Below are 26,199 nucleotides of genomic sequence, written 5' to 3' on the forward strand. Positions count from 1 at the left end.
TTTCACCACCTCGACGGGATCGCATGAAATCCTCCCCCTCTGCCCCGGCAGGCGTTCCCACGGGCGCGGCCCTGCTCTGGATGGTGACGCTGGCCTGCCTGCTCTGGGCCCTGGTGTCCTGGCTGGCCAATGGCAATCTGGACGGCTACCACGACATGCTGGAGAACTATGCCTGGGCCCAGCCGCTGCAGCTGGGCACGCACAAGCATCCGCCGTTCTTCGCCTGGGTGGTCGGCCTGTGGTTCATGGTGTTCCCGCAGAACGACGGCTTTTATCGCCTGCTGTCCTATGCCAATGTGGGCGTGGGCATCTGGGGCGTCTACGTGCTGGGCAGGCGCCTGGGGCTGGCGCGCCTGGCGCCGCTGGGCGCGGCCCTGTTGCTGTGGTGCTTTCCGTATACCACGCTGGCCGGCAAGTTCAACGCCAACAGCCAGCTGCTGTCCCTGTGGCCCTGGGCGGCGGCCCTGCTGCTGGCCAGCTGGCAGGAAAAGGGGGCGCGCGGCGTGGCCTTCAGCGTGGCGCTGGGCGTGGTCTCGGCCGCCTGCATGCTCAGCAAGTACTACAGCGGCGTGTTCCTGGCCGGTTTCCTGCTGCCCATCTTCCTGGTGCGTGAAGGGCGCCAGTGGCTGCTCACACCCCGGCCCTACGTGGCGCTGGCAGCCTTTGGCCTGGCGCTGGCGCCGCATGTGGCCTGGATTGCCCACCACCAGTGGGTGACGCTGGGCTATGCCATGGACCAGGGCGGCGGGCAGGTGGTGTGGGGCTATGTGCTGCGCTTTGCGCTGGCGCCCATCTTCTACTGGCTGCCGGCCTGGCTGGCCGTGTGCCTGGTGTATGGCTTCATGCAGGCCCGCCAGCAAGGCGGCGGCTGGCTGCGCTGGAGTGCGCGTTTCCTGCGCCGCAGCTGGTGCTGGCAGGGGCGCGGCGACACGCTGTTCTGGCTGGCCCTCATGCCCTGGCTTGCGACGCTGGGCTTTGGCGCCACCGGCGTGGTGGAGCTGTCCACGCCCTGGGCCATTCCCATCGGCTATGCCTTCGTGCTGCTGTGGCTGCGCAACCTGGACGCCGAGGCGCCCGCCGTGACGCTGGCCGCGCTGGCCGCGCTGCGCCGCGCCTGGTGGCCGAGCATGGCCGTGGTGCTGGTGATCGGGCTGGCCGTGGGCTGGGGCAATGCGCGCAAGAGCAGCTCCGACTACTACCGGCCCGCGGCCGATGCGGCCCAGGCCATCGTGCTGTCCTGGAACCAGCGCCACCCGCAGCAGCCGCTGCAGTGGGTGGGCGGCGACTGGGCGGAAAATGCCATGCTGTCTTTCTATGCCCAGCCGTATCTGCGCACCATTCCCGGTCTGCCCGACAGCGAATATGCGCGCGTGCTGGCGCTGCCGGACTGGCGCCAGCAGCCCGGGCTGCTGCTGTGCCCGCGCGGCCCGGTGGCCAGCGAGCCCGGCCCGACCGCGAAATCGCGCGATTGCGAGCAGCAGGCGCAGGCCTGGCTGGCGAAGCTGGGCCTGCCACAGGAGGCGCGTGTGCTCACGGTGCAACGCTCGGGATGGCGTTTTCCTCGGCCCAGTCCCTATGCCTATGCGGTTTTTGACGTGTTGCCGCGCGCAGGCAGCCAGCCCGCTGACAATGCTGGCCTATGACCGAATTGCATGCTGACATTGCTCCGGCCGCTCCCAAGGGGATGCTGCCGCGCCCCCCGCTGCGGCTGAGCTGCGTGGTGCCAGCCCACAATGAAGAGGGCAACCTGGAGGCGTTCCTGCGCGCCCTGGACGCGACGGTGCGCACGCTGACGCCCGACTACGAGCTGATCGTCGTCAACGACGGCAGCCGTGACGCCACGCACGAGATCGCGCTGCGCATGGCCCAGGAACTGCCCGTGCGCTATCTGGCGCTGTCGCGCAACTTCGGCAAGGAGGCGGCGCTGTCGGCCGGCATAGACCATGCGCGCGGCAACGCCGTGGTGCTGATCGACGCCGACTTCCAGCATCCGCTGGAGATGCTGCCCCAGATGTGCGAGCTGTGGCAGTCCGGCTACGACATGGTCTATGGCGTGATCGCCGACCGGGGCGCCGAAAGCGGCGCCAAGCGCGTGGGCACCAACCTGTTCTACCGGCTCATGAATGCCGGCAACCTGGTGAAGATCCCGCCCAATGCCGGCGACTTCCGCTGGCTGGACCGCTGCGTGGCCGACGCGCTCAAGGCCCTGCCGGAGAGCCACCGCTTCATGAAGGGCCTGTACGCCTGGGTGGGCTTCAAGGCCGCGGCGCTGCCGTTCGTGCCGGCCGACCGCACGGCCGGTGCGTCCAGCTTCAATTTCCGGCGCCTGGGCTCGCTGGCCCTGCTGGGGCTGACCTCGTTCACCACCTTGCCGCTGCGCGTGTGGAGCGTGGTGGGCGGGATCATCTCGCTGGCGGCCCTGCTCTACGGGCTGTGGATCACCATGGAGACGCTGATCTTCGGCAACCCGCTGGACGGCTGGCCCACGCTGGCGGCCAGCATCATGCTGTTCTCGGGCGTGCAGCTGATGTCCATCGGCATCCTGGGCGAGTACATCGGCCGGATCTATGACGAGGTCAAGCGCCGTCCCACCTACCTGCTGGCGCGCGACGAAGACCGCAGCCCGCTGGCGCCACGGGACTAGCCATGCACGACGTGATCGCACAACTGCGCCGCCTGCCGCAGGCGCTGCAGTTCGTGCTGGTAGGGGGCTGCGCGGCCGCCACGCACCTGGCCGTGGTCGCCCTGCTGGTGCAACGGGTGGGCATGGCGCCGCTGCATGCCAACGTGCTGGCCTTTCTCGTGGCCTTCGTGGTCAGCTACAACGGCCATGCGCTGTTCACCTTCGTGCAGGCCGGGGCGCAAGGCTGGGCCGTGGCCGGCAAGTACTTCGCCGTGGCCTGCGCCTCCTTCGTGGCCAACGAGCTGCTGTACTGGGTGGCCCTGCACTGGCTGCACTGGCACTATTTCTGGAGCCTGGCCCTGGTGCTGGTGCTGGTGGCGGTGGGCACCTTCGTCTTCGCCAAGTTCTGGGCCTTTGCGGCCCCCGGCCGCAAGGAATCCTCATGAACACCGTACCTGCCAGAAACAACGGGGAGAAGGCCTCGGCCAGAACCGTCGTCCTGTGCGCCGACGACTATGCGCTGCACCCCCTGGTCGATGAAGCCGTGGAGCAGCTCACGCTGCAGGGCCGGCTGTCGGCCACCAGCTGCATGACCACCTCGCCGCACTGGAGGCAGGCCGCCAGGCGCCTGCCCGCGCTGCGCCCGCGCCTGTCGCTGGGCCTGCACTTCAACCTGACCGAAGGCCACGGCCTGCAGCCCGCCGCCGGCATCGGTGCCGTGATCGCGCGCGCCTATGCCGGCGCACTCGGCGGCGCCGCCATGCGCGACGCCTGGCGCCGCCAGCTCGACGCCTTCGAGGACGCGCTGGGCATGGCCCCCGACTTCATCGACGGCCACCAGCACGTGCACCAGCTCCCCGGCGTGCGCGCCGCGCTGGTGCAGGAATTGCGCCAGCGCTATGGCGACAACGCTGACGACCTGCCCTGGGTCCGCTCCACCACCCCGGCCGGCCAGCTCTGGCGCGACCCCAAGGCCGCCATCATCGCCCTGCTGGGCGGCTGGACCACCACCCGCCGCCTGCGCCGCCAGGGCGTGCCGCTCAACCACGGCTTCGGCGGCGTCTACGCCTTCGACCAGCCCACGCCCGAAGGCTATGGCCGCCACATGGCCCAATGGCTGGCCCAGCTGCAGCCCGGCAGCCTCATGATGTGCCACCCCGCCACCGCCCCCGTCCAGGGCGACGCCATCGGCGCCCAGCGCGCCGTCGAATACGCCTACCTGCGCTCCGACGCCTTCGCCCAGGCCCTGGAACAAGCGCACTGCCACATCGCCCAAGGCCCCCTCACCCCGCTGTTCACATCGAACTAGCAAGCGGCAATAGAAAAAGCCCCGCGAACGGGGCTTGGGACGAGGCTGCAAAAACCGACGAGGCCCAAAGCAAGGGACAGCAAGCAAGGGCCGCCCCGCAGCGAGGCTGTCGTCCCCCTCCCCCGCGAAGCGGGTAGAGAGGGGGAAGGCGCGCCAGCGCCTCAGGGGGTGCCTATCAATACTCCCAGAAGATGCGCTGCAGCTGCTTCGTGTCCTGCGTCTTGGTCAGGGCCACGGCGGCCAGCAGGCGCGCCTTCTGCGGGTTCAGGTCATGGGCGACGACCCAGTCGTACTTGTCATCGGGCTGCTCGGCATTGCGCAGCACGAAGCCGGCCGGCACGCGCGAGCTGCGCACCACGATCACGCCCTTTTGGCGCAGTTCGTTGAGCTTGGGCACGATGCGGTCGGCCACCGAGCCATTGCCCGTGCCTGCATGCACGATGGCCTTGACGCCGGCCTTGCCCAGCGCGTCGATGGCCGTGGCGGGCACGTTGCCGTAGCCATAGACGATGTCCACGGCGGGCAGGTCGGTGATCTGCTCGATGTTGAACTCGCTGCCCCTGGTGTGGCGCTTGACGGGGGCGCGGAACCAGTAGGTCTTGCCCTCGACCACCATGCCCAGCGGGCCCCACTGGCTGGCGAAGGCATTGGTCTTGATGTTGGTGAGCTTGGCGACATCGCGCGCGGAGTCGATGTTGTCGTTCATGCTGACCAGCACGCCCTTGCCCGCCGAGTCCTTGGACGCGGCCGTGGCCACGGCGCCCAGCAGGTTCAGCGCGCCGTCGGCCGAGATGGCCGTGCCGGGGCGCATGGAGCCGACCATGACGATGGGCTTGTCGGTGGGCACCACCAGGTTCAGGAAGTAGCCGGTTTCCTCCAGCGTGTCCGTGCCGTGGGTGACGACGATGCCGTCCACGCCGGGCTGCTTGGCCAGCTCGTTGACGCGGCGGGCCAGCGTCAGCAGTTCCTTGTTGGTGAAGCTCTCGGAGGCGATCTGGAAGACCTGCTCGCCGGACACGTTGGCGATGTTGCTCAGCTCGGGCAGGCCGGCCAGCAGCTTGTCCACGGGCACCTTGGCGGCCGTGTAGGTGGCGCTGTTGACGGCGCTGGCGCCCGCGCCGGCAATGGTGCCGCCCGTGGCCAGGACGACCACGTTGGGTTTGCCGGCCTGTGCGGTGGGAGCGGGTGCAGGGGCGGTCGCCGTGGCGGGCGCTGCGGCTGCGGGGGCCTGGCTGGCGCCGGGCTGGGACGCGCAGCCTGCCAGCGCAAGCGCGACGGCCATCAAGGTCATACGGAAGGGGGTGAACGGCATGTATCGCTCCTGGAAAGGCATTGAATGATCCAGCCTTGTGGGCTGAATGCGGCACGATGCAATAAACATGCCCCGCCTGCATCAGCGCAAATCCCGATGGGAGCCCTGCGGCGAATGCGCTAAAAGCGCTTCCGAAAAAGGAGCGGTGAACGCTTTGCGGGATTGCGCCCGAGGCCTGAAAGGCTTGAGGTTTTTTGGGGCCGTTCCAAAGGCCGTGCCACGCTCAGATGGCCAGCGGGTCCACGTCCACCAGCCAGCGCACCAGGGCGCGGTGCCCGGGCTGTGCCCTGATCCAGTGCAGGTGCGCCTGCCAGGCCCAGAGAAAGCGCAGCAGGGCGGGCCGTTGGGCCGACTCGATCAGCATCTGCGCGCGCTCCACATTGGCCACGCGCTGCACGGACATGGGAATGGGCGGATAGAGAAAGACATCGTCCACATGGGGCAGGCCGGCCTGGCGGGCGGCCTCGGCCGCAGCGGCCAGGAAGGCCTGGGCGGCTTCCTGCGTGCGCGCATCGGCCCGCACGATGGCCTGGAAGGCGAAGGGCGGCATGCCCGCATCGCGCCGCTCGCGCAACTGGCGCGCGGCGAAGGCCGGGTAGTCGTGCGAGCGCAGCGCGGTGTAGACGGGGTGGGACGGGTCGTGGGTCTGTATCCACATCTCCGGGTGGCTGCCCTGGGCGGCCACGTAGTGCGCGTCGCGCCCTGCGCGGCCGGCGGCCTGCATCAGCAGGCTGAACAGGCGCTCGGGCGCTCGGTAGTCGCTGGAGAAAAGAGCGCTGTCGGGCTGCACGGCGGCCACCAGGGTGATGCGCCGGAAGTCATGGCCCTTGGCCACCATCTGGGTGCCCACCAGCACGTCGATGTCGCCCGCATGCACCTGGGCCAGTTGCTCCTCCAGCGCGCCCTTGGCGCGCGTGGTGTCGGCGTCGATGCGCGCCACGCGGGCGGGCTCGCGGTCGGGACGCTGCACATTGCGCAGCAGGCGGGCCAGTTCTTCCTCCAGCTGCTCCGTGCCCTTGCCCAGCGGCAGGATGTCGGGATTGCCGCAGCCGGGGCAGGCCATGGGCACGCGCTGGGTGTAGCCGCAGTGGTGGCAGCGCAGCGTGCGGTCGGCCTTGTGGAAGACCTGGTGGGCGCTGCAGTGCGGGCAGTCGCTTTTCCAGCCGCAGTCGGCGCAGAACAGCACGGGCGCGAAGCCGCGGCGGTTGAGCAGCACCAGGCTTTGCTCGCCGCGCTGCACGCGCTCGGTGATGGCATCGATCAGCGGCGGCGAGAACACGGCCTTGCGCGGCTGCTGGCCCATGTCCACCAGGCGCACGCGCGGCAGGGCGGCCGCGCCGATGCGGCTGGGCATGTGCAGGCGCAGGTAACGGCCGCCCTGCGGCTCGTCGGCATTGGGCGGGCGGCTGGCGTGCCAGCTCTCCAGCGACGGCGTGGCACTGCCCAGGATGACCTTGGCGCCGGTATCGCGCGCGCGCCAGATGGCCAGGTCGCGCGCCGAGTAGCGCGCGCCTTCCTGCTGCTTGTAGCTGGCGTCGTGCTCCTCGTCCACCACGATCAGCGACAGGCCCGGCAGGCTGGCGAAGACCGACATGCGCGTGCCCAGCACGATGCGTGCCACGCCGGTGTGCGCAGCCAGCCAGCTCTTGAGCCGCTGGGGGTTGGTCATTGCGCTGTGCATGCTGACCACGCAGTCGGCGCCGTACTGCGGCGCGAAGCGCTCCGTGAAGCGCTGCTCCAGCTGGGGCGTGAGGTTGATCTCGGGCACCATCACCAGCACCTGGGCGCCGGGGTCGGCGTCCAGTGCGGCCTGGGTGGCTCTCAGATAGACCTCGGTCTTGCCGCTGCCCGTGCTGCCGAAGAGCAGAAAGGGGCCGGGATGGGCGGCGATCTGCGTGAAGACGTCGGCCTGCTCGGCGCTGAGGACGATTGGGGGAATGTCTGCGGCGGCCGGGGCCGGTGCGAGCGCTGATGCAGGCGCTGATGCAGGCGCAGTGCCAGGCGCTTGTTCCGCCTGTTGCGCCTGTTCCTCTTTTGCAGCCTTGGCCGCTCTCTTCGCTGCGGCCTTGGTCGGCCTGAGCCGGCGCGCCAGCTGCTCGGCCGTCATCTCGCGCAGTTGCGGGGGCAGGGCCGTCACGGCGATTTCGCCCACGCTGCGCTGGTAGTAGTAGGCGGCGAAGGCCACCAGCCGGCGCCAGGCGGCCGGCAGCGGCGAAATGCCCTGCAGCACGGCGGCGACGGGGCGCAGTTCCACGCCTTCGGGCATGGCGGGGGGGCGGGGCGGGGCGTCCCAGACCACGCCCAGCAGGTCCCGGCGACCCAGGGGCACGCGCACCAGGGTGCCCGCCTCCAGGGGCTGGTCGCAGGTGTAGCTCAGCAGTTCGCCCACGGCGCTGTGCGCCGGCGTCTGGACGGCGACATGGACGGTGTGGGCGGGGAGGGACATGCGAATGCGGGGAAAGCGGGGCCTGAAAACGCGGGCGCCGCACGGCAGGACCTGCGGCAACCAAGCCGCCAAGCATAAGCCTTTGGTGCTGCCCGGAGCCTGGGTGCGGCGTTCTACACCAGACGCCCCGGCCGGTGACTGCGGGTTTCTGGGTATATCGTCAATTTCTGTGGATAACTTTGTGGGGATTATTCGGATCTATGGGCATGTACCTGCTTATCCGGCCTTGCCAATCGGTGCATGCTGAAAATGTTGCTATCAAAAAAATTATTCAAAAACAATGGCTTATATCGATATGTCGCCGGCGTGCAGGCGCGGATGACAACTGCAACTCCTAGGGCCTCGCTCGGATTTTTCTGTGCATAAGATGGTCTGTGGCCATCTTGTGCAGCAAGCGGCTGTCGGGTACCCGGCTTGTGGACAGCGGGGCCTTGCCGGGCCGTTGGCGGCCCCGGCAGGGGCCGGCGCTGCGCTGGCGTCCGGCCCTGGGGTTCGGGAGAAGCGGGGGCGGGGAGGCGGCTCGCTCAGCGCTGGCGCAGGGCGCGCGAATGGCTGTGCACGGTCTCCACCAGGGCCGCCACATGCTCGGGCGGCGTGAACTGGCTGATGCCGTGGCCCAGGTTGAAGATGTGCGTGGGGCCCGTGGTGGTCCTGTCGGTGTGCGGAGCGCCGAAGCTGTCGAGCACGGCGCGCGCCTGCTCGGCCACGCGCTCGGGCGGTGCGAACAGCACATTGGGGTCGATGTTGCCCTGCAGCGCCTTGCCGGGTCCGCCCACCTCGCCGCCGACGATGGCGCGGGCGCGGGCCAGGTTGGCCGTCCAGTCCAGGCCCAGCACCTCGCAGTCCAGGTCCTTCATGTCGGGCAGCCAGATGCCGCCGCCCTTGGTGAAGACGATGCGCGGCACGTCCTGCCCATCGACGCCCGTGCGCTTGAGTCCGGCCAGCACGCGCTTGGTATAGGCCAGGCTGAATTCCTGGAAGGCGCCGTCGGCCAGCACGCCGCCCCAGCTGTCGAACACCATCACGGCCTGGGCGCCCGCATCGATCTGGGCGTTGAGGTAGGCGGCCACGCTGTCGGCGTTGATGGCCAGGATGCGGTGCATCAGGTCGGGGCGCGCATACATCAGGCTCTTGACCAGGCGGTAGTCGTCGCTGCCCTTGCCCTCGACCATGTAGCAGGCCAGGGTCCAGGGGCTGCCCGAGAAACCGATCAGCGGCACGCGGCCATCGAGCGCGCGGCGGATGCTGGTCACGGCGTCGAACACATAGCGCAGCTTGTCCATGTCGGGCACGGCCAGCTCGGCCACGGCGGCCTCGTCGCGCACCACCTTGGCAAAGCGCGGGCCTTCGCCTTCGGCAAAGGACAGGCCCAGGCCCATGGCGTCGGGCACGGTCAGGATGTCGGAGAACAGGATGGCCGCGTCCAGCGGGAAGCGCTCCAGAGGCTGCAGCGTGACCTCGGTGGCGTAGTCCACGTTGGTGGCCAGGCCCATGAAGCTGCCGGCCCGGGCGCGCGTGGCCTTGTATTCGGGGAGATAGCGGCCCGCCTGGCGCATCAGCCACAGCGGCGTGTAGTCGGTGGCCTGGCGCCGGCAGGCGCGCAGGAAGGTGTCGTTGGTCAGGGGGGCGAAGCTCATGGTGGGCGATTGTCGCCGAGTCGGCTTCGCCAGGCTGTCGCGATGCCCGAGCGGCGCAGGGCGTCTTGCCTCGGGTTAACCCTGGTCAATATCGGCGGCAACGGGCTTTTTGAGGCCGCTACATTGTGCGGCGTGCGTTCCGCACGGGAATCCGTCCATGCAAGGAGAGAGTTTGCGATGCAGCGAAGAACCCTGACCCAGATCCTGGCCCTGGCCCCGGCTGTTTCGGCCGCCAGCTGGCTGGCTGGAAGTGCCACGGCGGCCGAGCCGCTGTTTCCGGGCAAGGCGCCGCTGCGCATCGTCGTGGGCTACCCGCCCGGTGGCGCCACCGACCGCGTGGCGCGCATCGTGGCCGACAAGCTGCAGGCGCGCGTGGGCTCGCCCGTGGTGGTGGAGAACAAGCCCGGCGCGGGCGGCCGCCTGTCGGCCCAGTATGTGAAGAACGCGCCGGCCTCCCAGCCCGCGCTGCTGCTGGCCAACCCGGCCGTGATGCTGGTGGCGCCCCTGGTGTTCCCCGACTCGGGCTACGACCCCGACAAGGACTTCCGCCCGGTCAGCGAGGTCAATCGCTACGAATTCGGCGTGGCCGTGGCCAGTGCCGTGCCCGTCAGGCAGCTGTCGCACCTGCTGGCCTGGCTGCGTGCCAATCCGCAGCAGGCCAACGTGGGCGTGCCGGCCACGGGCAGCCTGCCGCACTTCTTCTCGCTGATGCTGGGCGAGGCCGCCAAGGTCCGCACCGAAACCGTGGGCTACAAGGGCTCGGCCCCGCTGCTGACCGACCTGGTGGGCGGCCAGGTGCCGCTGGCCATCGACACCTTCGACGTGCTGCTGCCCCAGCACGAGGCCGGCAAGATCCGCGTGCTGGCCGTGTCGGGCGAGCGCCGCAGCACCATGGCGCCGGACATTCCAACGCTCAAGGAATCGGGCCTGAACCTGTCGGGCATGGGCTGGAACACCTTGTTCGCGCCGCAGAGCATGGCGCCCGACATTGCCGAGCGCCTGTCGCGCATGGTGCAGGAGATCATGAAGGAGCCCGACACGCGCCAGAAATTCGAGGCCAGCCGGCTGACCCCGGTCTCCAGCAGCAGCGCGCAGACGGCCGAGATGCTCAAGGCCTACCGCGCGCAGTGGACGCCGGTGGTGCAGCGCTCGGGTTTCAAGCCCTGAACCTTCAAGAAAAATGGCCCGTGCGGGCCTTTTTTCATCGCCGGGCCGCCCCAAGATGAAAAACGCCCCCTTGGGGGGCAGCGTGGGGGTCATTTTTCATGGGGCCTAGGGGTTTCCTCGGTGCCTGGGCGCTTGTGGTGGAAAGGGTCTGGCGACTAACATTTACCGACCATTCGGTAAATTATGTTTGATCTGCCGCATAAAGACGGCAGACAGGCCACGGAGACTTTCATGCCCCCATCGCTGGTTCTGGTTGAGCAGCAAGACGCCGTCCGCACCCTGGTGCTGAACCGCCCCGACGCGCTCAACAGCTTCAACGCGCAACTGCACGAGCAGCTGCTTTCGGCCCTGGAGCAGGCCGCCGGCGATGCCTCGGTGCGCTGCGTGGTGCTCACGGGCGCGGGGCGCGGCTTTTGCGCGGGCCAGGACCTGTCCGACCCCGAGGCGGCGCCCGACCAGAACCTGGGCGACCTGATCGAGCGCCGCTACCAGCCGCTGTGCCTGCGTCTCAAGTCCATGCCCGTGCCCGTGGTGGCCGCCGTCAACGGCGTGGCCGCAGGCGCGGGCGCCAATATCGCCCTGGCCTGCGACCTGGTGCTGGCCGCGCGCTCGGCCAGCTTCATCCAGGCCTTTGCCAAGATCGGCCTGGTGCCCGACTGCGGCGGTACCTGGCTGCTGCCGCGCCTGGTGGGCCGTGCGCGCGCCCTGGGGCTGGCCCTGCTGGGCGACAAGCTGCCTGCGGCCGAGGCCGAACGCATCGGCCTGATCTGGCGCTGCGTGGAAGATGCCGATTTGCGCAGCGAGGCCCAGGCCCTGGCCCAGCGCCTGGCCGCCATGCCCGTGCGGGCCCTGGCGCGCACGCGGGAGGCCATGGACTCGGCCCAACTGCTGGACTACGAGCATGCGCTCACGCGCGAGGCGCGCCAGCAGGGCCAGCTGGGCGCGGCCCACGACTACCAGGAGGGCGTGGCCGCCTTTTTGGGCAAGCGGGCTGCCGTGTTCTCGGACCGTTGAGGAGCGGCGCCATGCAAGACACCCACACCCCGGACGAAGCCGCACAGCGCCTGGCCGAACAGGTGCGCGACGGCATGCTGGCGCGCGACCGCGCCGCGCAAGGCCTGGGCCTGCGCATCACGGACATTGCCCCCGGCGCGGCGCGCATGGAGATGGCCGTGCGCGACGACATGCTCAACGGCTTCGACATCTGCCACGGCGGCTTCATCACGGCGCTGGCCGACACGGCCTTTGCCTATGCCTGCAATGCGCGCAACGAGATGACGGTGGCCTCGGGCCTGAGCGTGGACTTCGTCGCGCCCGGCCGGCCCGGCGACGTGCTCACGGCCCAGGCCCGCGAAATCTCGCGCGCAGGCCGCACCGGCGTCTATGACGTGCAGGTCACCAACCAGCGCCAGGAAGTGATCGCGCTGTTCCGTGGCCGCTCGCACAGCTTCAAGGGCCGGCCCACCGTGCCCGGCCTGACAGAGCCCACCTGAAGAGGTCCGCCATGTCCCTGCAGCGCCCCGCCCCCGGCGAACTCGACCCCATCGAAACCGCCAGCCGCGACGAGATCGCCTCGTTGCAGCTGCTGCGCCTGCGCTGGTCGCTGCAGCATACCTATGACAACGTGCCCCACTACCGCCGCGCCTTCGACGAGAAGGGCGTGCATCCGTCCGACCTGCGCACGCTGTCCGACTTGGCCCGCTTTCCCTTCACCACCAAGAAGGACCTGCGCGAGAACTACCCGTTCGGCATGTTCGCCGTGCCGCGCCAGAAGGTGGCGCGCGTGCAAGCCTCCTCGGGCACCACGGGCAAGCCCACGGTCGTGGGCTACACGTTGAATGACATCGACAACTGGGCGAACCTGGTGGCGCGCTCCATCCGTGCAGCGGGCGGGCGGCCCGGCGACATGGTGCATGTGGCCTACGGCTACGGCCTGTTCACGGGCGGGCTGGGCGCGCACTACGGTGCCGAGCGCGCGGGCTGCACGGTGGTGCCCATGTCGGGCGGGCAGACCGAAAAGCAGGTGCAGCTGATCCAGGACTTTCGGCCCGACATCATCATGGTCACGCCCAGCTACATGCAGGTGATCGTGGAGGAGATGCAGCGCCAGGGCCTGGACCCGCGCGAGAGCTCTTTGCGGATCGGCATCTTCGGCGCCGAGCCCTGGACCGAGGCCATGCGCCGCGAGATCGAGGGCAAGGCGGGACTGGACGCCGTGGACATCTACGGCCTGTCCGAAGTCATGGGCCCGGGCGTGGCCAGCGAATGCGTGGAGAGCAAGGACGGGCCGGTGATCTGGGAAGACCATTTCTACCCCGAGATCATCGACCCGGACACGGGCGAGGTGCTGCCCGACGGCAGCGAGGGCGAGCTGGTCTTCACGTCTTTGTCCAAGGAAGCCATGCCCATCATTCGCTACCGCACGCGGGATTTGACGCGGCTGCTGGCGCCGACCTCGCGCAGCTTCCGGCGCATGGGCAAGATCGTTGGGCGCAGCGACGACATGCTCATCATCCGCGGCGTGAACCTGTTTCCCACGCAGATCGAGGAGATCGTGCTGCAGAACGCCCAGCTGTCGGGCCAGTACCAGCTGGTGGTCACGCGCGACGGCAACCTGGACCGGCTGGCCGTGCGCTGCGAGATGCAGCCGGGCACGCAGGGCGACACCGAAGCGCTGGCACTGTGGGTGCAGCAGCGCATCAAGACCCTGGTCGGCGTGAGCGCCGAGGTCGAGGTGCTGCGACCCGATTCCATAGAGCGCACCCTGGTGGGCAAGGCCCGCCGCGTGATCGATCACCGCAGCCGCTGAGCGCGCACAGGAGTCCCATGGCCCGAGGCCGATCTTCCGGATACGACGACCAGCGCGAACTGATCCTGGGCCATGCCGCCGCGCTGTTCGCGCGCAGCGGCTACCCCGGCACTTCGATGAACGAGGTGGCCCAGGCCTGCGGCCTGTCCAAGCCCACCATCTACCACTACTTCCGCGACAAGTACGCTCTGCTGGTGGACATCACCGACGGCCACATGACGCGGCTGCAGTCCCTGGTGGACGAAGTGCAGTCCATGGGCCTGCCGCCCGAGCCGCGGCTGCGCATGCTGATCGAGCGCTTCGTGCAGGAGTACGCCCATGCCCGCCATGCCCACCGCGTGCTGACCGAGGACGTGCGCTTCCTGCAGGACGACGACCGCCAGCGCGTGCTGGGCAAGGAGCGCGCCGTGGTCGAAACCTTTGCCCAGGCGGTGGCCCAGCTGCGGCCGGACGCCGATGGCGCGGGCCTGTCCAAGGCGCTGGCCATGCTGCTGTTCGGGATGATGAACTGGATGTTCACCTGGCTGCGGCCCGACGGCTCGCTGGACCACGAGGCCATGGCCCCCGTGGTGGCCGACCTGTTCCTCGGAGGCCTGCCGGCCGTGCAGACCCCAGGCAAACCCGGGCATCAAACCGCTGGCAAAAAAATAGTTACCACGGTAAATTGTGGCGCCTGAAGGTGCCACGCCCCATCCAACACAAGGAGACAGACATGAAGCGTTTGACGAAACTGGGCCTGCTGGCCGCGACCCTGGCCACGGTCTGGGGCTCGGCCCTGGCCGACATCAATGTGGGCGTGGTGGTCTCGGCCACCGGACCGGCGGCCTCCCTGGGCATTCCCGAGAAGAACACCGTGGCACTGATGCCGCGCACGGTGGCGGGCCAGAAGGTCAACTACATCATCCTGGACGACGCCTCCGACACCACGGCGGCCGTGGCCAACACGCGCAAGCTGATCAGCGAGAGCAAGGTCGATGTCATCCTGGGCTCCAGCATCACGCCCAACTCGCTGGCCATGGTGGACGTGGTCTCCGAGGCCAAGACGCCCATGATCACGCTGGCCGCCTCGGCCAAGATCGTCGAGCCCGTGGATGCCAAGAAGTTCTGGGTCTTCAAGACGCCCCAGCACGACGCCATGATGGCCGCCGCCATCGGCGAGCACATGGCCAAGGCCGGCATCAAGACCGTGGGCTACATCGGCTTCAACGACGCCTACGGTGAAAGCTGGCTGCAGGAGTTCCGCAAGGTGGCCGAGGCCAAGGGCCTCAAGCTCACCGCCACCGAGGCCTATTCGCGCAGCGATACCTCGGTCACGGGCCAGACGCTCAAGCTCATGTCCGCCAAGCCCGATGCGGTGCTGATCGCAGGCTCGGGCACGCCGGCCGCGCTGCCGCAGAAGTCGCTCAAGGAGCGCGGCTACCAGGGCAAGATCTACCAGACCCATGGCGTGGCCAATGCCGACTTCCTGCGCGTGGGCGGCAAGGATGTGGAAGGCACGCTGCTGCCCGCCGGCCCCGTGCTGGTGGCCCACCAGCTGCCCGACAGCAACCCGGTCAAGAAGTCTGCCGTCTCCTATGTGGAGGCCTACGAGGCCGCCAACGGCAAGGGCACGGCATCGACCTTTGGCGCGCATTCCTGGGATGCGGGCCGCGTGCTCGAAGCGGCGATTCCCGCCGCGCTCAAGAAGGCCCAGCCCGGCACGGCCGAGTTCCGCGCCGCCCTGCGCGATGCGCTGGAGCAGACCAAGGACGTGGCCGGCGCCCACGGCATCTTCAACATGACGCCCACCGACCACCTGGGCCTGGACCAGCGCGCGGCCGTCATGGTCAAGATCGAGAACGGCACCTGGAAGTACCAGCCCTGAACCTGCGGGCCTGAGGCCGCAGCGGCTGCCGCACCTGGCGGCGGCCGCTGTGGCGCTCGGCCGCGCCTGCTCGAAAGTCGATCATGGATCTGCAAATCGCCCTGCTGCTGGGGCAGGACGGCATCGTCAACGGCGCCGTCTACGGCCTGATGGCGCTGGCCCTGGTGCTGGTGTTCTCGGTCACCCGCATCATCTTCATTCCGCAGGGCGAGTTCGTCGCCTTCGGCGCGCTCACCCTGGCCATGATGCAGGCCGGCCGCGTGCCCACCACGCTGTGGCTGCTGCTGGCCCTGGCCGCCGCCGTGCTGGTGGTGGACCTGCTGCGCTGGCGCGCGGGCAGCCAGGTGAGCTGGCCCGCCACCTTCCTGTGGTGCCTGGCGCTGCCGGCCATTGCCGTGGCCCTGGCCTGGGGGCTGCGCCCGTCCTCGCTGATGCTGCAGGCACTGGCCACCCTGGTGCTGATCACGCCCATGGGGCCGCTGCTGTACCGCCTGGCCTACCGGCCGCTGGCCCATGCCTCGGTGCTGATGCTGCTCATCGTCTCGGTGGCCATGCACGGCGTGCTGGTTGGCCTGGGGCTGCTGTTCTTCGGTGCCGAAGGCTCGCGCACCCCCGCGTTTTCCGAGGCGCAGCTGCGCCTGGGCGACATCACGATCTCGGGCCAGTCCCTGGTGGTGGTGGGCGTGACCCTGGTGCTGGTGGCCCTGCTGTTCGTGTTCTTCGAGCGCTCCATGATCGGCAAGGCGCTGCGCGCCACGGCCATCAACCGCGTGGGCGCACGCCTCATGGGCATTCCCACGGCCATGGCCGGCGACGTGAGCTTTGCGCTGGCCGCGCTGATCGGCGCCATCTCCGGCCTGCTGATCGCGCCGCTGACCACGGTGTACTACGACACCGGCTTTCTGATCGGCCTCAAGGGCTTCGTGGCCGCCATCGTGGGCGGGCTGGCCAGCTACCCGCTGGCCCTGGCCGGCGCGCTGCTGGTCGGGCTGCTGGAGGCCTTCTCGTCGTTCTGGGCCAGTGCCTACAAGGAGGTGCTGGTGTTCACGCTGATCATCCCGGTGCTGTGGTGGCGATCGCGCAATAGCCACCATGTGGAGGAAGAAGAATGAGCGCCCCCGTTTCCTCGCAGGCCGCGGCGCCTGCCAAGGCCGCTTCGGGCGGCATCAGCACGCGCGTGCTCACCGTGGCCGCCATTGCGCTGCTGGCCGCGTCCTGGGGCTTCCTGCCTGATTTCACCGTCGTCATCCTCAGCTACATCGGCCTGTTCGCCATGGTGGCCGCAGGCCTGGTGATGCTGACCGGCGTGGGCGGCATGACCTCGTTCGGCCAGGCGGCCTTCGTGGGCATCGGCGCCTATGCCACGGCCTGGGTCTGCACGGCGCCTGCCTCGGTGGCCGCGCTGGGCGGGCTGGTGGGCGCGGCGGGCCTGCCCTGGGTGGGCCTGGCGCTGGGCCTGCTCATCACGTTCGTCGTGGCCTGGCTGCTGGGCGCGGTCACGGTCAAGCTGCAGGGCCACTACCTGCCGCTGTGCACCATCGCCTGGGGGCTGAGCCTGTACTACCTGTTCGGCAACATGGAGTTTCTGGGCGGGCAGACCGGCATCACGGGCATTGCGCCGCTGGTGATCGGCGGCGTCTCGCTGGCCTCGCCGCGCGCCATGGGCGTGGTGATCTGGGCCGTGCTGCTGGTGGCGCTGTGGCTGCTGCACAACCTGTTGGACTCGCGCGAGGGCCGGGCCATCCGCGCGCTGCGCGGCGGCCGCGTCATGGCCGAGTCCATGGGCATCGACACGGCGCACTACCGCGTCAAGCTCTTCGTGCTGGCAGCCCTGCTGGCCACGCTGTCGGGCTGGCTCTACGCCCACATGCAGCGCTTCGTGAGCCCGGCGCCCTTCAACCTCAACGTGGGCATCGAGTACCTGTTCATGGCCGTGGTCGGCGGCGCCGGCCACCTGTGGGGCGCGGTGCTGGGCGCCACGCTGATCACCCTGGTCAAGCAAAAGCTGCAGGACATATTGCCGGCCCTGCTGGGCACCAGCGGCAATTTCGAGGTCATCGTCTTCGGCCTGCTGATGGTGCTGGTGCTGCAGCGCTTTGCAGAAGGCCTGTGGCCCACGCTGCAGGCGCTCACGGCACGCTGGGTGCGCCGGCCCGTGTCCGATCTGAAGCTGGCGGACGCGGCGCCGCTGGCGCAGCGCGCGCTGCCCGCGGCGGGCCAGGTGCTGCTGGCGGCCGAGCATGTGACCAAGCGCTTCGGCGGCCTGGTGGCCAACAACGATGTGGCCATGACGCTCAAGGCCGGCGAGGTGCATGCGCTGATCGGCCCCAACGGCGCGGGCAAGAGCACTTTCTTCAACATGATCTCGGGCGTGGACTCGCCCACCGAGGGCCAGGTGCGCTTCATGGACCAGGCCATGAACGATGCGCCCTCGCGCCGCTTTGCCGCCCTGGGCCTGGGCCGCACCTTCCAGCATGTGCGCCTGCTGGGCCAGCGCAGCGTGCTGGAGAACGTGGCCGTGGGCGCGCACCGGCGTGCGCACCGTGGCTGGCTGGCCTCCATGCTGCGCCTGGACCGGGCCGAGGAGGCCTCGGTGCTGGCCGAGGCGCGCCGCCAGATCGAGCGCTGCGGCCTGGGCGCCTTCGCCGACGTGCCGGCCGCCTCGCTGGCCCTGGGCCAGCAGCGCATCGTGGAGATCGCACGCGCCCTGGCCGGACAGCCTGCGGCCCTGCTGCTGGACGAGCCGGCCGCCGGCCTGCGCCACCTGGAAAAACAGGCCCTGGCTGACTTGCTGCGCCAGCTGCGCGCCGAGGGGCTGGGCATTCTCGTCGTGGAGCACGACATGGAGTTCGTCATGAATCTTGCGGACCGCATCACAGTGCTGGAGTTCGGCACCGTGATCGCCGAAGGCACGCCGGCCCAGATCCAGGTCAACCAGCGCGTGCTGGATGCCTACCTGGGCGGCGGCGACGACGACGAGGCAACCGGAGAGACGGCATGAGCGACACCCTTTTGCAGCTCAAGGGCCTGAGCGTGTCCTACGGACCCGTGGAGGCCGTGCACCAGGTGGATCTGGATGTGCGCAGCGGCGAGATCGTCACCGTCATCGGCCCCAACGGCGCGGGCAAGACCACGCTGCTGTCGGCCGCCATGGGCCTGCTGCCCTCGCGCGGCGAGATCCATCTGGACGGCAAGCGCATCGCACGCCCCGGCGTCGAGGTCATGGTGGCCAACGGCGTGGCCCTGGTGCCCGAAAAGCGCGAGCTGTTCGGCGAGATGTCGGTGGAGGACAACCTGCTGCTGGGCGGCTTCTCGCGCTGGCGCCGGGGCCTGCGCGACCAGGCGCAGCGCATGGACGAGGTCTTTGCCATCTTCCCGCGCCTGAGGGAGCGGCGCCCGCAGATGGCCTCCACCCTGTCGGGCGGCGAGCGCCAGATGCTGGCCATCGGCCGCGCGCTGATGGCACGCCCGCGCCTGCTGCTGCTGGACGAGCCCTCGCTGGGCCTGGCGCCGCTGATCGTGCGCGAGGTGCTGCAGGTCGTGGCCGGCCTGCGCGACCACGGCGTCTCGGTGCTGCTGGTCGAGCAGAACGCGCGCGCCGCCCTCAAGGTGGCCGACCGTGCCTACGTGCTGGAGATGGGCGCCGTGGCGCTCAGCGGCGCGGCCAGGGAGCTGCTGCACGACCGGCGCATCATCGATACCTATCTGGGTATGGGGCGCAGTGCGGAGGCGGTGGCGGTGGCGGTGGCCTGAGACGCAACCTCCCGCCACAACGAAAAAAGGCTGCCGGACCGGCAGCCTTTTTGCATCTGCAGCGGGGCGCTCAATCCAGCTTGATGTTGTTGGCCGAGATCACCCGGCCCCACTTGCTGCGCTCGGCGCGCACGAACTGGCCCATCTGGTCGGCGCTGCCGGGCATGGGCTCCACGCCCATGGCGGCCAGGCGTGCCTTGGTGCGGGTGTCGGCCAGGGCCTGCTGCAGCGACTGGCTGAACTTCTTGACCACCTCGGCCGAGCTGCCCGTGGGCACGACGATGCCCTGCCAGGCATAGCCCTCGAAACCCTTGAGGCCCTGCTCCTGCAGCGTGGCGACCTGGGGCAGGACGTCCACGCGGGCGGGGCTGGCCACGCCGATGGCCTTGAGCTTTTTCTCGCTCAGGAAGGGAATGATGGTGGCGCTGTCGGCCCACATGGCGGGAATCTGGCCGCCAACCACGTCCTGCACGGCCGGGGCGGCGCCACGGTAGGGCACATGGGTCATGTTGCTGATGCCCGCCTGTTCGCGGAACAGTTCGCCCACCAGGTGGTGGGGGCTGCCCAGGCCGGCCGAGCCCCAGCTCACGCCGGTCTTTTGCTGTTTGGCCCAGGCCAGGAATTCGGCGAGGTTGGTGGCGGGCACCTCGTTGTTGACCACCAGCAGCATGGGAAAGCGCACCAGCATGCCCACGGGCTTGAAGTCGCGCTCGGCGTTGTAGTTGAGCTTGCTGAACAGGAAGGGGTTGGCCGCCAGCGTGGCGAAGTCGGCCGTGAACATGAGGTTGCCGTAGTCGCGCGAGCGGGCGCTGTACTCGGCCGCGATGTTGGTGCCTGCGCCGGGCTTGTTGTTGATGACGATGACCCGCTCCATGTTGCGGCCCATGGCTTCGGCGATGACGCGGGCGACCACGTCCGAGCCGCCGCCGGCCGCATAGCCCACGACCCATTCCAGGGGCTTGTCCTGTGCCAGGGCGGCAGGCCCTGCGGCCAGGGCCAGGCCCGAGCAGGCCAGTGCGGCCAGAAACTGCTTGCGTTGCATCCTTGTCTCCATGTTGTATGCGGCGCCCTTGTGAGATGTCCAAGGTGTGAGGCGGGCGCCTTTGTGGGGATGGCAGGCCGCCGCACGGGCGGCGGCGCGCGGCTTCAGGCGGCCGCGTGCACCGGGGCGACCGGCGTCACGGCGCCGCGCTCGGCCGGGTCCGCGCCGGCAGGGGCAAGTCCTGCGCTGGCGCGGGCCAGTTCGAGCGCATGCAGCAAGGTGCCCTGGTGGCCGATGTGATTGGCCAGCAGCAGCACGAGGCGGGCATTGAGGGCATGGCTTTGCGCGGTATCGAGCCCCTGGTGGGTGGCGATCAGGGCTTCGTAGAAATCGTCGCAGGCCTGCAGGTTGGGGTGGGTGGACAGCAGCATGGCGGTCTCCTGACAAAAATGGGGGAATCCTTTGGTGGGGCCTCCACCAGGGACAGCGAGCAAGGGCCGCCCCGCAGCGAGGCTGTCGTCCCCCTCCCGCGTAGCGAGAGAGGGGGAAGGCGCGAAGCGACTCAGGGGGAGGCTCTTTGGAGAGCGGCGCGCACGCTGGCTTCGTCGGGGCGGCGCCAGCGCGCGCAGACATGCTGGTCAGGCCGCAGCAGGTAGCTGGTGCCGGGGCGTGCATCCAGGCGTTTGGCCGCCAGGCCGCGCGCATCGATGAGGTCGGCGCCGTGCGCATGGGCTTCGCCCTCGGCCGCTATCGAGAGGTTGAGCACGCCGGGCAGCGCCTGCGCCCAGGCCGGCGTGGGGCCGAAGTGCAGCAGCGTGAAGTCCGGGCCCAGGGCGCGCAGCAGCCAGGCCGTGCCGTCTGCGCCGGGCCGGCGCATGGGCGCATCGGCCAGCACGGCGCCTGGCAGCTGCGTTCCGTCGAAGGTGTCGGTGTCGGGCGTGTTGAGCGCGGAGCCATGCAGCGTGGCCGGCACGGACAGCCGCCCGCTGTTGACGATGCGGCGCGCGAATTCATGGTCGCGCGCCAGGTCCAGCACGGCGTCGCGGAACAGGCGGCTGATCTCGCTCTTGGGCGTGATGAAGTCGGTGGCGCGCGTGGAGTTGCGGATGTTCTCGTCGGCCGCGTATTCGCGCTCGGCGCCGTAGGTGGCGATCAGCGAGGCATCGGCCTGGCCGCGCAGCACGCGGTCCAGCTTCCAGGCCAGGTTCTCGGCATCCTGCACGCCGCTGTTGGCGCCGCGTGCGCCAAACGGCGAGACGCCGTGGGCGCTGTCGCCCGCGAAGACCACGCGGCCATGGACGAAGCGGTCCATGCGCAGGCAGGCGAAGGTGTAGACGCTGGCCCATTCCAGCTCGAAGGGCGCGTCCTTGCCCAGCAGGGCACGGATGCGCGGCACGATGTTCTCGGGCTTTTTCTCTTCCTCGGGGTCCGCGTCCCAGCCCAGCTGGAAGTCGATGCGCCAGACATCGTCGGGCTGGCGGTGCAGCAGCACGCTCTGGCCCGGGTGGAAGGGCGGGTCGAACCAGAACCAGCGCTCGGTGGGGAATTCGGCATGCATCTTCACGTCGGCGATCAGGAAGCGGTCGCGGAAGATGCGGCCATGGCTTTCCTGGCCCAGCAGGCCGCGCAGCGGCGAGCGCGAGCCGTCGCAGGCCAGGACCCATTGCGCATCGATGCGGTAGCTGCCGTCAGGCGTCTCCACGGTCAGCAGCGCGCCCTCGGCCTGCGGCTCCAGTGCCGTGACCTTGCTGTGCCAGCGCAGGTCGATCAGCGGCAGCTGCAGTGCGCGCTCGACCAGATAGGCCTCGGCGTAGTACTGCTGCAGGTTGATGAAGGCCGGGCGCTCGTGGCCGTCCTCGGGCAGCAGGTCGAAGCGGTACAGCGGCTGGTCCTTGAAGAAGACCTTGCCCAGGTTCCAGGACACGCCCTTGTCCACCATGGGCTGGCCCACGCCCAGGCGGTCCCAGATCTCCAGCGTGCGCTTGGAAAAGCAGATGGCGCGCGAGCCCGTGGACAGCCGGCAGTCGTTGTCCAGCAGCACCACGCGCTGGCCGCGCTGGGCCAGGTCGATGGCCAGCGACAGGCCTACGGGGCCAGCGCCGACGATGACCACGGGATGCCGGGCGGGCGTGTCCGCACCGGCGTCCTGGTCGGCATGGCGCTCGTAGGGGATGTGGATGGACTGTATGTCTGCGCCGCTGCCGCGCAGCGCTTGCAGGGAGATGGCGGGGTGGGACATGGTGTTCGTCCTCTGGCGTGGGCAGTGTGGAAAAAAGGGCGCAGCCATCCCCGCCGGCGCGCCAGGGCGCCGGTTCACGGACGGGTGCGATGGGCGGGCGTGCCGGTGTTCAGGCCCGGACGCCGCCGTGCATCAGCCTTCGAGCGCCAGCCACATCTGGCGGTCGCGTTCGGCGGTCCAGATGCGCGGGTCGGCGTGGCCCGATGCCTCGTCATAGGCGCGGGTCACATCGAAGGGCATGCAGTGGTTGAAGATCACCCACTGGCCGTACTTGGGCTGCAGCTTGGCGAAGGCGGCCTCGTAGACCTTGCGCAGGTCCTGCTTGGCGTCGGCGCCGGCCTTGACCTCGGTCCACAGGTCGCTGATGAAGTCGCGCGTGCCGGCCAGGCCGGCCTGCACCTCGGCCGGCGTCTGCAGCGCGGCGCCCCGGCCGGGCACAAGCTTTTCGGGCTGCAGGGCGGCGATGGCGTCCAGCGTGTGCGGCCAGTCCTGGAAGTAGGCATCGCCCGCATAGGGCGTGGCGCCGAACTCCACCAGGTCGCCGCTGAACAGCACCTTGTCCTGGGGCAGCCAGACCACGGTGTCGCCCTTGGTGTGGCCGCGGCCCAGCTGCAGGATCTGCACCTCGAGCTTGCCCAGCCACAGCGTCATCTTGCCGGTGAAGGTCAGGGTGGGCCAGGTCATGCCGTCGGGCACGCTTTCCACGTTCTGGAACAGGCGCGGGAAGCGGCCGATCTCGCTGGCCTTGTCCTGCTCGCCGCGCTCCACGATGAGGTCGTAGGTGTCCTGGCTGGCAATGATGTGTTCGGCGCCTTCCGCGAAGAAGGCCGAGGCGCCCAGCACGCGCACCGCGTGGTAGTGCGACAGCGTGACGTACTTGATGGGCTTGTCCGTGACCTCGCGGATGCGGCGGATCACGTCCTGGGCCATGACGGGCGTGGCCTGGGTGTCGATCACCATCACGGCGTCGTCGCCAATGATGATGCCGGTGTTGGGGTCGCCTTCGGCCGTGTAGGCATAGGCGTGCTCGGAGAGCTTGTCGAAGCTGACCTGCTTGATTTCGAGGTCGGCGGCGGAGGCAAAGGTCTTGGTGGTCATGGGTATCCCGCTTTTGAGATGGACAAATGCATTTGTTTTTATCGAATGCCTGAATGCTAGGGAAAAATTCAACATTGAACAATTCATTTGACATAGTGAAAAACCCTCGGAGCCGCAAACTTCGGGTTCCAGCCTTCACAATGCCTGCCATGTCCGATGCCGCCTCCTCCCCGAACGACTCCGTCTTCCCCTCCGACAGCGCCGATGACGAGCCCGCGCGCGGCCCGCGCGGCATCCAGAGCGTGGAGGTCGGTGGCCAGCTGCTCAAGGCCCTGGCGCGCACCGGCCGGCGCATGGCGCTGAAGGATCTGGCGCGCGAGGCCGGCATGACGGCGGCCAAGGCCCATCCCTACCTGGTGAGCTTCTGCAAGCTGGGCCTGATGGAGCAGGACCGCGCCAGCGGCCACTACGGCCTGGGGCCGCTGGCCATACAGATGGGGCTGATCAGCCTGCAGCAGGCCGATCCCGTGCGCCTGGCGATTGCCGAGCTGCCCGCGCTGGCGCAGGAGGTGGGCAGTACGGTGTCGATTGCCATGTGGAGCGGCCAGGGGCCGACCATCATCCGCGTGGAAGAGGGGCCCACCCATGTCTATGTGGCCATGCGCCACGGCACGCCCGCATCGCTGCGCCACACGGCCACGGGCAAGATCTTTGCGGCCTTTGGCGAGCCCGGGCGCATCGCGCCCCTGCTGGACGCGGAAGGCCACAGCCTGGAAGAGCCCGCCTTTGCAAAGGAGCTGGCCGCCATCCGCGCCAGCCGCCTGAGCCGGGTCGAGAACCAGCTGCTGTCAGGCGTGAGCGCGCTGGCCGTGCCGGTGTTCGACGGCTTTGGCCAGCTGGTGCTGGCCATTGCCGCCATCGGCCCTTCGGCCACGCTGGACCTGGACCTGCAAGGCCGGCCGGCCCTGCTGCTGCAGGCCCAGGCGCGCAGCCTGTCCCAGCGCCTGGGAGCGCCGGCCCAGGCCTGAGCCCGTCGCTTGCTGCGGCTCAGTTGGTAAGCAGCAACTGATCCCGGGCAGGCGCACGCCCTTCCAGCGTGAAGCCGGCCACCGTGCGCGACAGGTGGTGGGCCTGCTCGTTGAGCACGGACGATGCGGCGGTGGACTCCTCCACCAGCGCGGCGTTCTGCTGCGTGGCGCGGTCCATGTCGGCCACGGCCTGGTTGATCTGGCCGATGCCCACGCTCTGCTCGGTCATGGCGCCGTTGATCTCGACAATGATCTGGGAGACGCGCTGGATGCCATCCACGATCTCGCCCATGGTCTGGCCGGCGGCGCGCACGCGCTCCGTGCCCATGGCCACGCTGGCGCCCGAGGCGTCGATCAGGGTCTTGATCTCCTTGGCGGCCGCCGCGCTGCGGTGGGCCAGGCTGCGCACTTCTGCCGCCACCACGGCAAAGCCCCGGCCCTGCTCACCGGCGCGGGCTGCCTCGACGGCGGCATTGAGCGCCAGGATGTTGGTCTGGAAGGCGATGGCGTCGATGACGCCGATGATCTCGCCGATCTTGGACGAGGCCTTGGAGATGTCGTCCATGGTGCTCACGGCGCTGCCCACCACGTCGCCACCCTTGGTGGCCGAGCTGCTGGCCGACTGGGCCAGGCGCGTGGCCATGGCGGCCGCCTCGGCCGACTGGCGCACATTGGCCGTCAGCTGCGACAGCGAGGCCGAGGTCTCCTGCAGGCTGCTGGCCGAGGACTCGGTGCGGTTGGACAGGTCCAGGTTGCCCAGCTTGATCTCGTCGGTGGCGGTCTTCATGGACTCCACGCCGTTGCGCACATCCTTGAGCACGGTGCCGATCTGCTCGACGAAGCCGTTGAAGGACGAGGCGATCTGCGCCACTTCGTCATTGCCCGACACCGGCAGGCGCTGCGTCAGGTCGCCGCCGCCCGAGCCGATCTTGTCCATGGCGTCGCGCACCTGCGACAGGCGCCGGAAGGACTGGGCCGTCAGCGCCGCCGCCACGGCCGTGGCCAGGCAGGCCAGCAGCACGATGGCGATGGCAAGCGTCTTGAGCACGCTTTGCAGTCCGGTCGTGGCCTCGGCCTTGTCCAATGCCACCACCAGCAGCCAGTCCGTGCCCTGCACCGGGCGGGCCTTGAGCAGCTTGGCGCTGCCGCCCAGGTTCACTTCCAGCGGCGCCGTGGCGCTGGCCAGCGCGGTCAGCGCGGCCGGCGTCAGCAGCTCGGAGAGGTCGGAGGTGGGCTTGAGCAGCAGCTTGGCATCGGCATGCGCCAGCACCTGGCCGTCACGGCTGACCACGAAGCCCAGGCTGCCGGGCGTGGGGCGGATGGCCGAGACCACCTCGCGCACGCCCTCCAGCGGCACGGCGCCGCTGATCACGCCCTGCAGCGCGCCGCCGCGCAGCATGGGCGCCACGAAGGCCACATAGGGCACGCCCGTGGTGGAGTCGCCATAGGGCTTGGTCAGTGTCAGCTTGCCGGCCTGCACGGCGCTCTTGTACCAGGGGCGGGCCGTGGGGTCGTAGTCGGGCGGGGTGCTGGTGGTGGACTTGAAGGTCTTGTCCTGCCAGCCCACCGTGGTGATGGGGAAGCCGCTGGCCTGGCCCATGTGGGCGGCAAAGCCCTGCGGGTCGCCATGCTCGATCACGGCGGCGGCGGCGCTGACGGCGCGTGCCTTGGAGGCCACCCACTGGTCGATGGCCATGGTGTTGCCTGCGGTGATGGCGTCCAGGTCCTGTTCAATGGTCTGGAAAGTGCTGCCGCGAACGATGTGGTACGTGGCAGCCCCCGTGATGGCAAGGGCGCCGACCACGGTGGCTGTGCTGATGGCAAGGATCTTGGAGCGAAGGGTCTGGAGCATGGCGCGGCAAGGGAAGACTGAGGACTCCGCAAGCCGCGATGGCCGGGCATGCGGCCCTGTCATTAACGCACAATTTGTTTCATTCTTGACGACATGCCAACCCTGGGATGGCGTGCACCAACTTGCGCGCAACACCTGTC

22 protein-coding genes are annotated in these 26,199 nt (G+C 69.2%); 14 read left to right on the forward strand and 8 right to left on the reverse strand.

The genetic code is table 11. The features are described 5' to 3' along the window. The first annotated feature begins 23 nt into the window (after positions 1-23). Genes AC57B5_RS21285 through AC57B5_RS21300 form a run of 4 tightly spaced genes read left to right on the forward strand, consistent with a single transcriptional unit; the run spans position 24 to position 3,932 of the window. Positions 24-1,643: a glycosyltransferase family 39 protein gene (locus AC57B5_RS21285; protein ID WP_496400277.1), complete on the forward strand. Its 1,620-nt coding sequence runs from the start codon at positions 24-26 to the stop codon at positions 1,641-1,643. Continuing rightward, positions 1,640-2,644 (forward strand): glycosyltransferase family 2 protein, encoded by a 1,005-nt coding sequence (locus tag AC57B5_RS21290; RefSeq protein ID WP_012202493.1) that lies wholly within the window; start codon positions 1,640-1,642, stop codon positions 2,642-2,644. The genes AC57B5_RS21285 and AC57B5_RS21290 overlap by 4 nt, the downstream gene beginning before the upstream one ends. 2 nt (positions 2,645-2,646) lie before the next feature. After that, entirely contained in the window at positions 2,647-3,069 is a 423-nt protein-coding gene (locus AC57B5_RS21295; RefSeq protein WP_012202494.1) for a GtrA family protein, read from the forward strand. Beyond that, positions 3,066-3,932 (forward strand): ChbG/HpnK family deacetylase, encoded by an 867-nt coding sequence (locus AC57B5_RS21300; RefSeq protein WP_043824320.1) that lies wholly within the window; start codon positions 3,066-3,068, stop codon positions 3,930-3,932. The genes AC57B5_RS21295 and AC57B5_RS21300 overlap by 4 nt, the downstream gene beginning before the upstream one ends. A 175-nt stretch (positions 3,933-4,107) precedes the next feature. Here the strand turns inward: AC57B5_RS21300 and AC57B5_RS21305 are convergent, their stop codons facing one another. From AC57B5_RS21305 to hemE, 3 genes are all read right to left on the reverse strand, one after another. Continuing rightward, positions 4,108-5,244 carry an asparaginase gene (locus tag AC57B5_RS21305; protein ID WP_043824343.1) on the reverse strand — a complete coding sequence of 379 codons (1,137 nt, stop codon included), beginning with the start codon at positions 5,242-5,244 and terminating at the stop codon, positions 4,108-4,110. Between the two features lie 223 nt (positions 5,245-5,467). After that, positions 5,468-7,690 (reverse strand): replication restart helicase PriA, encoded by a 2,223-nt coding sequence (gene priA / locus AC57B5_RS21310; protein ID WP_496400278.1) that lies wholly within the window; start codon positions 7,688-7,690, stop codon positions 5,468-5,470. Between the two features lie 524 nt (positions 7,691-8,214). Next, complete coding sequence (gene hemE, locus AC57B5_RS21315) at positions 8,215-9,327, reverse strand: uroporphyrinogen decarboxylase (protein ID WP_043824322.1); 1,113 nt, start codon at positions 9,325-9,327, stop codon at positions 8,215-8,217. A gap of 177 nt (positions 9,328-9,504) precedes the next feature. On the opposite strand from hemE, the gene AC57B5_RS21320 reads away from it, so the two are divergent. The 9 genes from AC57B5_RS21320 to AC57B5_RS21360 all read left to right on the forward strand — a co-directional run bounded on the left by AC57B5_RS21320 (position 9,505) and on the right by AC57B5_RS21360 (position 18,920). Beyond that, entirely contained in the window at positions 9,505-10,494 is a 990-nt protein-coding gene (locus AC57B5_RS21320) for a tripartite tricarboxylate transporter substrate-binding protein (protein ID WP_013800318.1), read from the forward strand. A 231-nt stretch (positions 10,495-10,725) separates the two neighbouring features. Continuing rightward, a complete protein-coding gene (locus AC57B5_RS21325) occupies positions 10,726-11,508 on the forward strand; it encodes an enoyl-CoA hydratase-related protein (protein WP_046238612.1) in 783 nt (260 codons plus the stop codon). A gap of 11 nt (positions 11,509-11,519) precedes the next feature. Then, a complete protein-coding gene (paaI, locus tag AC57B5_RS21330; protein WP_013800320.1) occupies positions 11,520-11,987 on the forward strand; it encodes a hydroxyphenylacetyl-CoA thioesterase PaaI in 468 nt (155 codons plus the stop codon). Positions 11,988-11,998: 11 nt separating this feature from the next. Then, the gene (paaK, locus tag AC57B5_RS21335; protein WP_496400279.1) at positions 11,999-13,303 is read left to right on the forward strand and encodes a phenylacetate--CoA ligase PaaK; all 1,305 of its coding nucleotides are present in this window, start codon (positions 11,999-12,001) and stop codon (positions 13,301-13,303) included. Between the two features lie 17 nt (positions 13,304-13,320). Beyond that, positions 13,321-13,980 (forward strand): TetR/AcrR family transcriptional regulator, encoded by a 660-nt coding sequence (locus tag AC57B5_RS21340; RefSeq protein WP_012202503.1) that lies wholly within the window; start codon positions 13,321-13,323, stop codon positions 13,978-13,980. A gap of 35 nt (positions 13,981-14,015) precedes the next feature. Further along, positions 14,016-15,167 carry an ABC transporter substrate-binding protein gene (locus tag AC57B5_RS21345; RefSeq protein WP_012202504.1) on the forward strand — a complete coding sequence of 384 codons (1,152 nt, stop codon included), beginning with the start codon at positions 14,016-14,018 and terminating at the stop codon, positions 15,165-15,167. A gap of 83 nt (positions 15,168-15,250) precedes the next feature. Beyond that, the gene (locus tag AC57B5_RS21350) at positions 15,251-16,279 is read left to right on the forward strand and encodes a branched-chain amino acid ABC transporter permease (RefSeq protein ID WP_012202505.1); all 1,029 of its coding nucleotides are present in this window, start codon (positions 15,251-15,253) and stop codon (positions 16,277-16,279) included. After that, on the forward strand, positions 16,276-18,168 hold the full coding sequence (locus AC57B5_RS21355; protein ID WP_063327652.1) for a branched-chain amino acid ABC transporter ATP-binding protein/permease: 1,893 nt from the start codon (positions 16,276-16,278) through the stop codon (positions 18,166-18,168). The genes AC57B5_RS21350 and AC57B5_RS21355 overlap by 4 nt, the downstream gene beginning before the upstream one ends. Then, positions 18,165-18,920 (forward strand): ABC transporter ATP-binding protein, encoded by a 756-nt coding sequence (locus tag AC57B5_RS21360; RefSeq protein WP_496400280.1) that lies wholly within the window; start codon positions 18,165-18,167, stop codon positions 18,918-18,920. Before AC57B5_RS21355 ends, AC57B5_RS21360 begins: the two co-directional genes overlap by 4 nt. Before the next feature lie 70 nt (positions 18,921-18,990). Here AC57B5_RS21360 and AC57B5_RS21365 read toward each other — a convergent pair whose 3' ends face one another. The 4 genes from AC57B5_RS21365 to AC57B5_RS21380 all read right to left on the reverse strand — a co-directional run bounded on the left by AC57B5_RS21365 (position 18,991) and on the right by AC57B5_RS21380 (position 23,239). Further along, a complete protein-coding gene (locus AC57B5_RS21365) occupies positions 18,991-19,962 on the reverse strand; it encodes a Bug family tripartite tricarboxylate transporter substrate binding protein (RefSeq protein WP_013800325.1) in 972 nt (323 codons plus the stop codon). Positions 19,963-20,066: 104 nt separating this feature from the next. Next, a complete protein-coding gene (locus AC57B5_RS21370; protein ID WP_013800326.1) occupies positions 20,067-20,333 on the reverse strand; it encodes a DUF2783 domain-containing protein in 267 nt (88 codons plus the stop codon). A 131-nt stretch (positions 20,334-20,464) separates the two neighbouring features. Then, entirely contained in the window at positions 20,465-22,141 is a 1,677-nt protein-coding gene (locus AC57B5_RS21375) for an FAD-dependent oxidoreductase (RefSeq protein WP_496400281.1), read from the reverse strand. A gap of 132 nt (positions 22,142-22,273) precedes the next feature. Further along, positions 22,274-23,239 (reverse strand): MBL fold metallo-hydrolase, encoded by a 966-nt coding sequence (locus AC57B5_RS21380; RefSeq protein WP_099732423.1) that lies wholly within the window; start codon positions 23,237-23,239, stop codon positions 22,274-22,276. A gap of 149 nt (positions 23,240-23,388) precedes the next feature. Between AC57B5_RS21380 and AC57B5_RS21385 the strand changes: the two genes are divergently transcribed. Then, positions 23,389-24,207 (forward strand): IclR family transcriptional regulator, encoded by an 819-nt coding sequence (locus AC57B5_RS21385; protein ID WP_199136188.1) that lies wholly within the window; start codon positions 23,389-23,391, stop codon positions 24,205-24,207. Positions 24,208-24,226: 19 nt separating this feature from the next. Here the strand turns inward: AC57B5_RS21385 and AC57B5_RS21390 are convergent, their stop codons facing one another. Beyond that, the gene (locus AC57B5_RS21390; protein ID WP_199136190.1) at positions 24,227-26,059 is read right to left on the reverse strand and encodes a methyl-accepting chemotaxis protein; all 1,833 of its coding nucleotides are present in this window, start codon (positions 26,057-26,059) and stop codon (positions 24,227-24,229) included. Positions 26,060-26,199 lie beyond the last annotated feature (140 nt).

The sequence above is a fragment of the Delftia sp. BGA-UO-ETr-SB1 genome (assembly GCF_059567865.1).